The 14948-nt window shown below is 49.6% G+C and carries 7 protein-coding genes; 5 read left to right on the top strand and 2 right to left on the bottom strand.

Features of this window, described 5'->3' with window-relative positions:
- Nucleotides 1-45: 45 nt before the first annotated feature.
- Nucleotides 46-1182, bottom strand: a complete 1137-nt coding sequence (locus OCV96_RS15595) for a sensor histidine kinase (RefSeq protein WP_262594877.1) — start codon at nt 1180-1182, stop codon at nt 46-48.
- 294 nt (nt 1183-1476) lie between these two features.
- On the opposite strand from OCV96_RS15595, the gene OCV96_RS15590 reads away from it, so the two are divergent.
- The 4 genes from OCV96_RS15590 (at nt 1477) to OCV96_RS15575 (ending at nt 5621) form a co-directional block, all read left to right on the top strand.
- Entirely contained in the window at nt 1477-2169 is a 693-nt protein-coding gene (locus OCV96_RS15590) for a PrsW family glutamic-type intramembrane protease (protein ID WP_118537788.1), read from the top strand.
- 109 nt (nt 2170-2278) lie between these two features.
- Entirely contained in the window at nt 2279-3814 is a 1536-nt protein-coding gene (locus tag OCV96_RS15585; RefSeq protein ID WP_262594876.1) for a DUF1538 domain-containing protein, read from the top strand.
- An 11-nt stretch (nt 3815-3825) separates the two neighbouring features.
- Nucleotides 3826-4515, top strand: coding sequence for a P-II family nitrogen regulator (locus OCV96_RS15580; RefSeq protein ID WP_262594875.1), 690 nt, complete (start codon nt 3826-3828; stop codon nt 4513-4515).
- A complete protein-coding gene (locus OCV96_RS15575) occupies nt 4512-5621 on the top strand; it encodes an acyltransferase (RefSeq protein WP_262594874.1) in 1110 nt (369 codons plus the stop codon). The genes OCV96_RS15580 and OCV96_RS15575 overlap by 4 nt, the downstream gene beginning before the upstream one ends.
- A gap of 56 nt (nt 5622-5677) precedes the next feature.
- On the opposite strand, the gene OCV96_RS15570 is transcribed toward OCV96_RS15575, so the two are convergent.
- Entirely contained in the window at nt 5678-6577 is a 900-nt protein-coding gene (locus OCV96_RS15570) for a class I SAM-dependent methyltransferase (protein ID WP_262594873.1), read from the bottom strand.
- 251 nt (nt 6578-6828) lie between these two features.
- On the opposite strand from OCV96_RS15570, the gene OCV96_RS15565 reads away from it, so the two are divergent.
- Entirely contained in the window at nt 6829-14805 is a 7977-nt protein-coding gene (locus tag OCV96_RS15565) for a YDG domain-containing protein (RefSeq protein WP_262594871.1), read from the top strand.
- Nucleotides 14806-14948 lie beyond the last annotated feature (143 nt).

Here is a 14948-nt window from a genome sequence, read left to right as displayed (position 1 = left end):
TTCCGGTATTTTCAACAGTTCTATCGTATGTGGCTGAGAGTACACTTATTTTTCCGAAGCGAGAGCTTCCGCCTTGGGAAGTGTGAAACAGAATTCCGCGCCATCCGCATGATTCCTGCCACTCAGCGTTCCGTGATGGGCGGTGATGATGGTCTTGCAGATGGACAGACCGATACCCATGCCTTTGCGGGAATCCGAGCTCCGGGAATTGTTGTAGGTACCCGTCTCGAACAGATTCTGTAATTTTTCTTCCGACAGTCCTTTTCCGTAGTCTCTCACAATAAAAGAGACATGCTCCGGATGATCCTCCACGATGAAATCAATGGGCAGGATACTTCCGGAATGAACGATGGCATTTTCCAGCAGATTGATGGTGACCTGCTCGATCAGCACCGCATCCATGGGTATCATCAGAAATTCCTCGGGGATCTTGACCCGGATGGCGGCATCGGGATAGCGTTTTTTCAGCTTCTCCAAAGCTTCTCCCACCACTTCCTCCACCGGCTCCTCTGTGGTATTGATGCTTAAGCTGTCTCCCTGGATACGGGTGACGGACAGCAGATTTTCCACCATATTCAACAGCCAGTTGGAATCCTCGTAGATATTGGTCATGATCGTACGCTGTTCGGTGGAGCTTAGATCGTTCTGACTTTCCAGAAACAGGGAGCTGTTGCCGATGATGCCGGTGAGCGGCGTGCGCAGATCGTGGGAGATGGCGCGCAGAAGATTCGCACGCATCTTTTCCATTTCGGCCTCTGCCAGCCGCTTTTCCCGCTCTGCGATCATCTCGGACTGGATGGTCATATGGGAGGTCATGGTACACAGGATCAGAGTGATCCCGCTCATCAGCAGGAAGGTGATAGGGTAGCCGGTCAGTGTGAAATTAAGCTTATAATACGGATAGGTGAACAGATAATTGATCGCTATTACGGAAAAAAGGGTGCAGACAATGCCGTAGCCGTAGCCCACCGTCCATCTGGCGATGATCACCAGTGCCAGAATGTAGAACAATGCTACATTGGCATGGTTGTCCGGGACAATATGCTGATATAAAAAAGAGGCAAGTGTGGCGCACAGCATGCAGGCAGCACAGATCAGGATACTGATGGCGTGCCTGGTAAAGGGTGGTTTTAAGCGGAAGCTTTTCCGCGGTGATTTTTTATCGGAAAATGATCGGAACACGGTGTGATCCTCCATGAAATATTGTTAGTTGTTTTTTAAATTTATTATAACTATAGTACCATTACTTTGCAATGCAAGGTGTAAAGAAGTAGTTAAGGATATATGACAACCGGTATATTTTCCCCTAAAGCGGAGGCAAAAGGCAGGCAGGTATCCTCCGGAAAAGCTAAGACACAAAAAATAGGAACATATACTTTCGTTAGGTTGACATCAGGAAAAACATTAGATTAAAATGTAGTATGGCGGCGGTCCTGAAAGGGCGGACCGTCTATGTGGACAGGAGAGGAGTAGGTTATGTTTCTGACAGGATTGGCACTATTGCCGGCCATCGCACTGGTGGTATGGATCTACAGACAGGATAAGGTGGAGAAGGAGCCGAGGGGATTATTGTGGAAAATATTCCTGTTCGGCGTGTTGTCCGTGATACCGGCCATGATACTGGAAATCATTCTGGATGAAGTATTTCTGGTATTTGTGGATGCAGATACGCTGTGCTACGTGATCCTGGATAATTTTATCGGGGTGGCATTGATCGAGGAACTTTGCAAGATGAAAGCGGCCAAATGGGCGGCATGGAAGCATCCGGCCTTCAATTATAAATTCGATGCCATCGTGTACTGCGTGACTTCGGCATTGGGATTTGCAGCCATTGAAAATGTTCTGTATTGTCTGGGCGGTGACTTTGGGACGGCAGTGACCAGAGCCCTGTTGTCCGTGCCTTCCCATGCCATCGATGGCGTGATCATGGGATATTTCTTCGGTGTGGCGAAGGAGGCAGAACTTGCAGGCGATAAAAAACGCAGGAAACGCTACCTGAAGCTCAGCGTGTTCATGCCGATGATCGAACACGGTATCTATGATTCCGCATTGTCTCTGGATGCGGACTGGATCTTCGTTTTCTTTTTCCTGTTTGTGATCGTGGTGGATGTCTGGGCCTATAAATTTGTGAAAAAGCAGTCTGGGCAGGACCGGGAGCTGTCTGCATAAAGATTGCGTTAAGAACCCGTGAAAATTTTATAAATTCACGAAAAACGGTAGGATCGGGTCTTTGCTTCATGTTAAGATAAAGAAAACCTAAAGAAAGGAAAGACCAATATTGAAGTTATTGAATCCAAAGATCCGGCAAAAATTTGCAGAATCCTTGAAGGCGGTCCTGCCGGTAGTAGGGATCGTGATCGTATTAAGCTTTACCATAGCTCCAATTACCTCCAGTATCCTGCTGTGCTTTCTGGTGGGAGCGGTGATGGTCATGGCCGGTATGATGTTTTTCACCCTGGGTGCGGAGATGTCCATGACCCCCATGGGAGAAAAAGTGGGTGCCAGAATGACCCAGAGTAAAAATATTCTGCTGATCGTAGTGTTATCTTTTCTGTTGGGAGTGGTGATCACCATTTCCGAGCCTGACTTGCAGGTGTTGGCGACACAGGTGCCTTCGGTTCCGAACATGACGCTGATCCTGGCAGTGGCAGTGGGCGTGGGAATCTTCCTGGTCATTGCCCTTCTGCGTATGCTGATCGGTGTGGCACTGCCGCCGTTGTTAACTTTTTTCTACATAGCAGTGTTCGTTCTTGCATTTCTCGTACCGGAGAACTTTCGGGCAGTGGCGTTTGATTCCGGAGGTGTGACCACGGGACCCATGACCGTTCCTTTTATCATGGCACTTGGTGTCGGTATTGCGTCCATCCGTAATGACCATCATGCGGCAGACGACAGCTTCGGTCTGGTAGCACTGTGCTCCATCGGCCCAATCCTGGCGGTTATGGTGCTGGGGCTGATCTACAAGCCGACCAATGCGGATTACCAGCCGGTGGCGATCCCGGAGATCGCTGATTCCGTGGAACTGGCGCAGCTTTTTGCCCATGGGATTCCGGATTATATGAAAGAAATCGCACTCTCATTACTTCCCATTGTATTGTTTTTCGGTCTGTTCCAGATATTTGCCCTGCGGCTGTCGGGGAAGACACTGGCGAAGATCCTGATCGGGCTGGTGTATACTTATATCGGTCTGGTATTGTTTCTGACCGGCGCAAATGTGGGCTTTATGCCAGCCGGTAATTACCTCGGTCAGGTCATGGCAGCCAGATCCTACAGGTGGGTACTGGTGCCGGTGGGAGCACTGATTGGTTACTTTATCGTAAAAGCGGAGCCAGCGGTCTATGTATTGAATCATCAGGTAGAGGAGCTGACGGACGGCGCTATCTCTGCCAGATCCATGGGCATTTCTCTGTCCGTGGGCGTATCCTTATCCGTAGCACTGGCGATGATCCGCGTGCTGACGGGGATCCCGATTCTATGGTTTTTGATCCCGGGCTACGGTGTGGCGATAGGACTATCCTTTTTTGTACCGAAGATATTCACAGCGATCGCCTTCGACTCCGGCGGTGTGGCAAGCGGTCCCATGACAGCTACCTTTTTACTGCCGTTAGCGCAGGGTGCCTGTGTGGCGGTGGGCGGCAATTTAGTCGCAGATGCTTTCGGTGTGGTAGCAATGGTAGCCATGACACCGCTGATCACGATTCAGATATTGGGAATGGTATATCAGTTAAAGCAGCAGAAGAGCGGTGCAGGCGTATTTGCCGGTGCGGCGGATGCATTTGGTGCTTTGGATGAGAATGCCATCATTGAACTGTAGGAGGTGTGCCCATGAGTGAATTATATATGATGGTCACCATCACCAATCGTCAGCTGACGAGGAAATTCGTGGAATGCTATAAAGAAAACGGCGCACAGGTCGGCAGTGTTACCGTCGGCATGGGAACCGCGGCGAATGAGATCTTAGATTATTTTGGACTGGACGGCATGGAGAAGAGCGTATTGTTCCATCTTGTCACAGATGCTGCCTGGCGGCAGATCAAGCCTGCTCTGCGTAAGAAAATGCAGATCGATCTCCCGGGAATGGGAATCGCATTTATTATTCCCGTGAGCAGTGTCGGCGGCAAGAAAGCATTGAATTACCTGACCTGCGGGCAGGAATTCGTAAAAGGAGAGGAGTCCACATTGAAAGAGACGAAGAATGAGCTTCTGGTAGTGATAGCCAATCATGGATATACGGAGCTGGTCATGGATGCAGCGAGAGAAGTACATGCGGCGGGCGGTACCGTCATCCATGCCAAGGGCACCGGAACAGAGAATGCACAGCAGTTTCTGGGCGTGACACTGGTGCCGGAAAAAGAAATGTTGTTCATTGTGGTAAAAAGTGAGCAGAAAAATTCCATCATGCGTGCTATAATGGAAAAAGCAGGACTGGAGAGTAAGGCACAAAGCATAGTATTCTCCCTTCCTGTGACAGATACTGCAGGCATGCGCCTGATGGAGGAGATGGGAGAGACATGACAAACGGCTTATCCGGACCCAGGAAGCAGTTCCTGGACGTGCTCCGGGTACTGGCAACCTGTGCAGTGGTGCTGATGCATGTACTGACAGGTGCGACAGATGTGACAGATGCGTCGATAGTGCCGGAATACCGGTCATTATTGCTGTCAGTTATGGATCTGGTGACCTGGTGTGTTCCTATATTTTTATTGATCTCGGGATATTTGTTCCTGAATCCGGAACGTACATTGACTTATCCGGTCATGATTAAAAAATATTGCAGGAGGATTGCGCTGGCGATCCTCCTATTCGGCGTCCCGTATGCAGCTTCCGAGCTGGTAGTGACGGAGCGGACCTTCCGGATCAGGATGATCCCGGAGGCACTGAAGATGACTCTGACGGGACATACCTGGTCCCATATGTGGTATCTGTATCTGATCTTGTTTTTATATCTGATCACGCCGCTTCTGAAAAAAGTGCTGCGGGTGCTGCCGGTGTGGGGTGTTGCGGCAGTGATGGCAGTGATCTTCTTAGGAAGCAGTGTGGCACCGTTTCTGAATAAGGTACTGGACGTCAACAGTATTCCGGTATTGCCGGATGGCGGTGTGTATTTCCTGTATTATCTGTGTGGATATTTCTTCGCGGTGAGAGAAGTATGTGTGGACAAGGGAAGGAACGTATGGCTGACAGCTGCAGTAGCGGTTCTGGCTCTGGGAATGATCCTGAGCAGAACACTTGCGGGATTCTCCATTCAGATGGCATACAATTATCCGTTTACAGTACTGCTTGCAGTGCTTCTGTTCGCTGCAGGATGGAATGGGGGAGGAGATGGCGCGGCTTTGGCTGCCCGGGAGAAGGACAGAATACACCGGATCCCCTGGCAGGAGGCGGGAGCCTTGAGCTTCGCCGTATACCTGGTACATCCGGTGTATGTGAACCTGTTGTATAAATTCGTGAAAATCACACCCTTTACGGTGTTGGAACAATGCGGTGTGCAGTCTGTAGCCGCGGGACAAGCGGTATTGATTTTGCTGCTGGCTGCATTCTGCCTGGTAGTGCTGGCACTGGCAACGGCAACCGCATGGGTGCTGCGCAAGATCCCGGTGTTAAGAAAATATGTGCTATAGAAGAAAGGAGCCTCACGAGGGGGCTCCTTTTTGCGATTGCTTGTTATGCGTATAATTTAGTCACGCTGCCAGCGCCCGGAAGCGCCGCAAGGCAGTACCAGCCCACTCTCGGTGACAGGGAGGCCGATCTCTTCGGCTTCCACATGACCGCCGAACTTTTTCGTCAGGGTGGAATTCATCATATAGGACAGCACGGCGGGCTGCAATCCTGTAGTGTACGAATTGATCAGGAAGAACAGCGCATCATCGGATAAAAGCTGTGCGGTCAGTCCTACGAAATCCCAGATATTATCTTCTATTTTCCAGATCTCGCCCTTAGGACCTCTGCCGTAGGAAGGGGGATCCATGATGATGCCGTCGTATTTGTTGCCACGGCGGATCTCACGCTCTACGAACTTCATGCAGTCGTCCACCAGCCAGCGGATAGGAGCATCGGCAAGCCCGCTGGCAGCAGCGTTCTCCTTCGCCCAGCCGACCATACCCTTGGACGCATCCACATGGGTCACAGCAGCTCCCGCAGCCGCAGCGGATACAGTAGCACCGCCGGTGTAAGCGAAGAGGTTCAGTACTTTCACGGGGTGGCCTGCCTCATGGATCAGACCGGAGAACCAGTCCCAGTTCACCGCCTGCTCCGGGAACAGACCGGTATGTTTGAAACTGAAGGGCTTCAGATGGAAGGTCAGAGGATCAGTCTTACCGCAGGCTTCCTTCTGAAAAGGCAGGGTGTAATGAATCGCCCATTCATCCGGCAGATGGAAGAACTCCCATTCTCCGCCGCCCTTGGCACTTCTGTGGTAATGACCGTTTTTCTGCTTCCAACCCTTATGATCGTGGGGTGTCTTCCAGATGACCTGGGGATCCGGACGGACGAGAATATAATCTCCCCAACGCTCTAACTTTTCTCCGCTGGACGTATCCAGCACTTCATAATCTTTCCAATGATCTGCAATCCACATATAGAAACCTTTCTGTGTGTATACTTTGTAACTGATTTTTATAGGACATAATAATAGAATATAATACCGGAAAGACTTTTTCAAGGAATACTTGCTATTGAACCGCATTGAGCCATTTAAAGTCCTCTTCGGTCGATTCATGACATATTTGGGTCGATTCATGCAGCCCCTGGTTCCGCTGAGAGAAAGTGTGGTACGTTATCTTTAAGATAATGGGTATCACTATGCCCATCGGAAAGAGGTAAAACGCTATGAAAAAACGAGTATTGAGCATGTTACTGGCATTTATTCTCTGCTTCTCAACACTGCCCATGACAGCATTCGCACAGGAGGCTGATGCGGTGGCAGAACAGGAAGAACAGCAGGAAACAGACTCTGCGGCAGAGCAAGAGGAAGCAGAAGCAGCTGCGGCACCGGGGGAAGAGACTCCGGCTGATAAGAGCACCACTGCGGCAACTCCCGGTACGGAAGATTCCACTGCGGGCGAAGCCCCCGATACTGTGGAACCCTCAGTGGAAAGTGTCAGCGATAGTGATGCCGGCACGCAGGATACCTCGGCAGACGATGAGAAGAAGGCAGCAGTGCAGAAGGTACAGGCACTCATCGATGCTCTGCCGGACGAAGTGACGGTGGAAAATGCAGAAAGTGTCGGTGCGCAGCTGGAAGCCATCGACGAGGCTATGGAGTCACTGACCAAGGAGCAGATCGCAGAACTGGATATGACACGACTTCATGCTATTTCTGAAGCGTTGAATACACCGATGACGGTTCCGATGACGGTGGCGGAAGGTCAGCATGTTGACCATCCCATCTGCGGCGCGACATGCACAGATAAGTATAAGCATAGCATTGTGACAGAGTGGAAGTCCATAGACAGTGAAGCAGCACTGCAAGCTGCAACGGAAGGATATTACTACCTGACTCAGGATATCGTGACAATGGAAACATGGAAACCGAACAATAACGTGGTGCTTTGTCTGAATGGTCACAGCATTGCGGCAAACGGGGATTTTGTTGTCATTGAGATAGATAAGGGACAATTTACTCTCTGTGACTGCAATAGTAGTGAGAGTATGCACTATTTCACCACAAGCAAGGAAGGTCTGTTCACTCGATGGGTGCCGTGCGAGGAAAATACGGAGAACCGCATCTCCGTTACAGGTGGAGTTATCACTCACAGCGTGGGAAGGTCGGATTTAGGTGTGAAAGTGGATAATAACGCCACTTTTACCATGTACGGTGGAACTATTTGTGGTAATAAGCTCCAAGGCAGTTATAATGGAGCCGGTGTGTATGTGCATAATAGCACATTTAATATGTATGGCGGTGCAATCAGAGGCAATGCTGCAAGTTGGGGTGGTGGCGTCGCTGCGCTCGGTAGCACATTTAACATGTATGGTGGTGTAATCAGCGACAACATGGTCTCTGCTTCTGCTGGCGGTGTACTGTTGTCGGACAAAAGCGTCATGAACATGTCCGGCAATGCACAGATTAGTAACAACATTGCTCCCACCAAATGGACGACATCAGGTGGCGGAGTGTATATATTTGCCAGCACTGACGGAGAAGTCGGTAACTGCTTATATATGTCCGATAATGCGAAAATCAGCGGCAATACAGCCACCCAAGGAGGTGCTGTGTATGTACGTAAAAACGGTCAGGTTACCATGAGCGGCAATGCGCAGATTAGCAATAACACGGCAACCGAGAATGGTGGCGGCGTCTATGTAGAAAATAGTACTTTTAAAATTGCCGGCGGTGCTCCTCGGGTCTGTGACAACTTGTGTCAAGATGTTCAGAACAATGTCTATCTGGCTACCGGCAATGCAATTCGGATTAGTAAATTATCCACATTCGCCGGAAAAATCGGCGTATCCACCCAGGATACACCCACCGAGAGCAACCTCGTAACGGTTGCCGCGGTAGCTGTGGAGGCTGGGGGTGGCGGTCACCTGACCGAAGAAGATTTGGATCATATTTGCAGTGATAAAGAGAACCTCTATCCAGTTCTTGTGGGTGGCGAGGTGAAATTGTCGGCGACCGAACCGCATCGGCATCCCGTTTGTGGCGCAACCTGTGGTGACAGCGAGAATCATGGAAATCAGACCTGGATAGGCGTTTCCAATCTGACTGACATCAAGAGTGGGGGCTATTATTATCTGACAGACAATGTTAAATTGAATGATACATGGATCTGCACTTATGATGTAGCACTCTGTTTAAATGGAAAAACAATCACCTGTGCAGCAGAAGTTGATGCCATTCAGGTTGCGAAAGGAACGAAGCTGATTATCACCGACTGTCAGAAAGTGGTCGGCAAGATTACCCATGCACAGGATAATATAGGACGAGGTATAATGTCCTTGGGTACCTTGATACTGTATAACGGCGAAATTACCAAAAACCAGATTGCCAAAGGTAGTGGTGCCGGTGTATACGTAGATGGTGGTAATTTTTACATGTATAAGGGCAGTATCTCTGATAACAAAGTAACCATAAACGGTAACGGCGGCGGTGTGTATGCAAAAGATAGCACCAACTTCGTTATATCCGGTGGTAGTATTGACAGCAACCATGCACCGTCTAGCGGTGGTGGTATATACTATGAATCTACAATTAGTAAGTCAGTAAAATTCAATATATCTGGTGGTAATATCGTTAGAAACACAGCCGTTACTGGTAACGGTGGTGGTATATGGCTGAAGAGTGCATATGGAAATATGAGGTTTACCATGTCCGGTGGTAGGATTTCAAACAACGTCGCTAGCAAAAACGGCGGTGGTGTATATATTTCTGAGCCCTATTACGGCAAGTTTACTGTGTCCAGTACGGCACAAATCACCGACAACGCGGGTAATGGAAACGATAACAATGTCTATTTGCCCAGCGGCAAGACCATTCTCATCGGTGCGAACGGGTTGAGCAGCTCCGCCAAGATTGGCGTGACCATGGGACAGCAGCTCGCCGAGGGTGTGCGAGTTGCCATCGCCAAGGGTACAAGCGATGATTACACACTGACCGCGGATGACCTGAATGCTTTCAACAGCGATACCGGCTATTACAAGTATGCGTTAGACAACGCTGTCAACTTTTCAAGCGGCGAATTACATGTGCATGGTCTCTGTGGCACGGCGAACTGCACTGAGAGTAAGAATCACAAAAATGTGCTGTGGACTGCGATCAGGACGGAAGAGGATCTGCGCAACATCAAGGGTGGAAGTAGTAGCTCACACAGACAGTATTACTATTTAACGACTAATATTGCTCTGAATAATACGAGCTGGAATCCGACAGGCTACATCTCACTTTGTTTGAATGGTTACAGCATCACAGCTAACGGCAATTTTGACACCATTACCGTAGGTGAAGGAAAAGATACGGATTCACTTACACTTTGTGACTGTAACGGCAGCGGTAACAACACAGGAGAGATTACCCATGTTGACGGTATGAAAGGGCGTGGCGTATATTTAAAACCCTTCAGTGACCTTAGCCTGTATAGTGGAAACATCACCGGCAACAACACTGATGACCACGGTGGCGGTGTGTATTTGGACGGCAGTTTCTTCTACATGTACGGCGGCAGCATCACAGACAACAGCGCAAACAATGGCGGTGGCGTGGCTGGACGTGTAAGTAATTATAAAGTGAACGGGGGGTATGTCGTTGGCAGACTCTTGATGTTAGGTGGAACGATTACCGGCAACAAGGCAGCCGCCAACGGTGGCGGCGTTGACATGGATTGCGCCTTTGAGATGTGTGGTGGCAGCATCACCAGTAACGAAGCCGATGCCAACGGCGGCGGTGTTGCCGTGAAAGGTGATCATAGCGTCGAATGGAGTGGTGGCAGTGTCACCGGTAACACGGCGAAGAACAACGGTAGTGGTGTGTATGTAGCTGAGAGTGTTGAAGCCATGGAAGTCAACGGGGATGTGAACATTACCGGCAACACCAATGGCAATGTTTATTTGCCTGGCGGCAAGACTATCACCGTCGGCTCGACTAGGGGCAGCGGCACAAGTTTGACGGATGGTGCAAACATTGGTGTGACGCTGGAAAAGCTGCCTGCGGAGGGAGATTTTATGAAGTTCGCCGAGGCAGCCACGGGTATTACCCTGACGGATGAAATTGCGGGCAAATTCACCATCGACAATAATAGCAGCAACACATACAGCGTGCAGAACATCGACAACAGTCTGTATGTGGTAAGTGGCGAGCTGCATGAGCATGCAATCTGTGGCAGTGCAGACTGCAGTCACAAGACTAAGCATGACGATGTGTTGTGGACTCCCCTGACCTATAATGCAGATACACAGGCGCTGATGCGCGGCGGAACGAAAGTAAGCAGTAGCAATGGCACAGAAGGGATGGAATACAAACTTCCTGCGGGCAACTACTACTTACTGAACGATATTACGTTTGCCGGTACGATCAAAATCTCAGGCAACGTAAATCTCTGCCTGAACGGAAAGAGCATCACCAATTCGGCACAGGATGCTTCGACGTTTGTTATTCCCAAGAATGGCAATCTGACCCTGTGCGACCACGAGAGCGGTACCATCACCTCAACCGATAAGAAGTCTGATGGTGTGCAACTCAATGCTCACTCTAGCACTGACACTGCTACATTCACCATGTATGGCGGCACCATCACCGGAAATAGGAATGGTGTGGATGGGATTTCCGGTACTGATGTGTTTAATATGTATGGCGGTACCATCACCGGCAATAAAGTAGGAGCAGATATTCCTGCGAATGTTACAATGACGGTCGGCGGCACGGCAAAGATTACCGGCAACACCGACATGAATGTTCTCCTGTTCGAATATGATGAAAACTCGAAATCATTTATCAACATTGATTCAAGCCTGACGGATGCCGCAAGTATTGGTGTGTCTATCACCAATAGCCCCACGGCAGAAGTTCCGGTTCAGATTGCTACCGGAGCAACCGGCTTGGTGGACTATACTAAGATTTTCAAGCCGGACAATACAGATAGGGGCTATATGGTTATAAAGGATGCGCAGGGTAATCTGTACCTTAGCGCCCACCAGCACAGTTGGCAATACACGCTGGGCGCAGACGGCAAGTCGATTACCGCCACCTGCGTTAATACAACGAACTGTCCCAACATTGACGGCGGCAGCGTGACCATCAAGGCACCTGAGGAGAATACTCTGATCTACGATGGCAGCAACAAAAAGGCAATACTTGAGAACAAACTGCTCACCGGTGAGAAGGATCCCACAATCAGCTACACGGTTGGAAACGGACAGGGTGCTACACTCCCTGACGGTTCCTATCCCACCAATGTCGGTGCTTATACCGCAAGCATCACAGTGGGTGGTGTGACAGCCAGTGTGACTTATGAGATTCAAAAGGCAGATCCCGCAGCGAAAAATTTTGTCTTTACCGCACCGGGCAGCTTGACATATGACGGCATGGCAAAGACTGCAGACATCAAGACTGCGACGAACATCACCGGCATGGGCGATGTTATGGTGAAATACTATCAGGGCGAGACGGAAGTGCAGCCCATGAATGCGGGTGAATACAAGGTTAAAATCAGTGTGGCGTACGGCTCGAATTTTAACGCAGCAAGTGACCTGACGGATGAAAACTGGGCGTTTAGGATTACTCCCATTATTACCGAACCGACTGTGGAACTGAGCGGTAACACAACTTATACTTATACCGGCGAACGGATTACACCGGATGTTACCGTAACCATCGATGGCAGACCGCTGACGAAGGGTACGGACTACACCATTATTTACGGTGATAACGTAAACGCCGGTACGAATGCCGGTTTCGTAACCGTTAAGGCAAAGGGGAATTATGGATTTGCAGATGTTGTTAAGAAATTTGCCATTGAGAAGGCGGATCCGAAGCTGAGCTTTGAAAAGTCCACTGTGACGACCTCCTATGGAACGCAGCCTGCCAACAATAAGCTTACCAATATGGGCAACGGCGTGGTGACTTACCAAAGCAACGACAATTCCGTTGCAACTGTGAATGAAAAAGGTGAGGTTACCGTTGTCGGAGTGGGCGAGACAACCATTACCGCGACAGCCGCCGAGACGAAGAACTATAAGTTAGGCACGGCAAGTTACACACTGACGGTGAATAAGGCACGTGTTCATATTGTACAGGCTACCGTTGCCAACAAGGAATACGATGGAAGCGTGAATGCTGACGTCACAGGGGTAGTTTTTGCCAACGAGGCAGACGTGAGAATAGATAGTCTGGTAGCGGGTATGGACTACACGGTGACCGGTGCTTTCCAAAGTGAAAACGCCGGGAAACAGGATGCAGAGGTAACGGTAAAACTTCTTGGTGAGTTTGCCTCTCACTATGAACTGACCGGCGGAACATATAAGACCAGGGCAACTATTACTGCAAAGCCTATCAGCATTGCAACCGCGCGCACGCAAGACCGCAGCTACGAGCGGAATAATACCTCCGTGACCATTTTAGAAGTGACCTTCAAAGACAGCACAAACACACTTGTTGCAACGCTGACAAGTTCCGATTATACCGCGACCGGCAAGATGGTTAATGCGAATGTCGGCACAGACAAAAAAGTTACCGTTACGGTGACCCTGCAGGGAAAAGCGGCAGACAACTATAAGCTTGTTTCCAACATGACCACCGCAAAGGTAGCGATTACGCAGGCTAAGGGTGGTGTATTGCAGGAGGAGAACTTAAAGCAGAAATTCTCCGACCGGAAGCAGAAGACCTTCACACCCGATTACACAGGACTTCCTGCCGGGGAGACATGGACATACAGCATTTCCGAGGCACAAACTTCGGGATCTGCAAAGGTGGAACCGGCTATGATTAATACAGCCGGAAAGATCACCTACAGGCTGACAGCCGGTGCGGAAAATGACACCATCTGTTGGACGGTAACGATTTCCAATCCAAATTATAAAAACTTTACCAAGGATCTGGTACTGACCCTGACGGCAAAGGAACCTCAGGAGACATTGCGCATCACCGGTGACAACACTGTGGTCTATGGACAGAAGCTGCAACTGAGCACGGTCGGCGGCTCCGGAACAGGCGAGATTACTTACAAAGTGGATGAAGTAAGAAGCACAGGCGATGCGACGATTGATGAGAATGGCGTTCTGACTCCGGTTAAGGTCGGAAGCGTTGTTATCACAGCAACCAAGGCAGGTGATGTCGATTACAGTGAGATCACCAGTGCACCTTTTGTCATTATGATTACCCAGGCTGCTACAAGCGGTGAACCGAAGTACCATAAGATTACCACAGGCGGTAAGACCCTGGCAGACGCAGGACTGACGTTGGCAGGCAGCACCATTCATCCGGCAGACGGTACACTGGAGTGGATAGATGATGCAGGTGTACTTCCCAATGACACGGCAGTCGATATGAACAAGACTTACAAGTGGCGCTTCACCCCTGCGGATACCAATTATGAGATTCTGACCGGTGAAATCGAACTTTACCATGTGGATGCTCCGGCAGTCACTGCACAGCCCAAGAGTGTATCTGTGACAGTAGGAGACACAGCAACGTTTGAAGTTACTGCAACCGGTACGGACGTAACCTATCAGTGGCAGATTGACAGAAATGACGGCAAGGGATTTGTAGACATCACCGGAGCTACCGGTGCAACCTACACCATAGGAGTAACGGATAGAGACTGCAACGGATTTAAGTACCGGTGTGTTCTCAGCAATGCAGCCGGTTCTGCTACTACCGATACCGTAGTATTGACGGTACTGTATCAGATCATTGAAGGCGCGAACGGCTCCTGGAACCAGAGTACGGACGGAGAAAGTCTCAGAATCAGAGGAAACGGTGAATATTCCAAGTTCCAGAATGTAAAGGTAGATGGGAATATCATTGATTCCAAGAACTATACCGTGAGTGAGGGCTCCACGATCATCGAATTACATGCAGATTACCTGAAGACTCTGTCCGAGGGCAGTCACACCTTTGAGATCGTATGGACAGACGGCGCCGCAGGCACCGGCTTTACGGTAGCAAGGAACACCTCCGGCAGCAATAATACCGGCAATAACGATAATAATGACAGTACGGACAACTCAGCTGCCGCAGCTCCCACCGCTGCTACTGCCCAGGAACTGGACAAGGTTCCGGCTACCGGAGATCCTCTCGGTATCTGGCTGATGCTCTTTGCGATATCCCTGACCGGACTCGCGGGAATGCTGGCAAGAAGAAAGAAGAACTAAGAATAACGTAAATAATATAGAAGCCTCGCTACAGAGATGATACCTGTAGCGAGGCTTTTTGTCTTGCAATCTTATTTTTCATTTATTATTGACACTATACTTACCTTTTATTATAATATAAATGAACCACTGAACTCGCGAAT

The organism is Waltera acetigignens (assembly GCF_025567015.1).
Lineage (GTDB): Bacteria > Bacillota > Clostridia > Lachnospirales > Lachnospiraceae > Acetatifactor > Acetatifactor acetigignens.
Note: the sequence above shows the minus strand (reverse complement) of the source record. Positions and strands in the feature narration are given on the sequence as shown.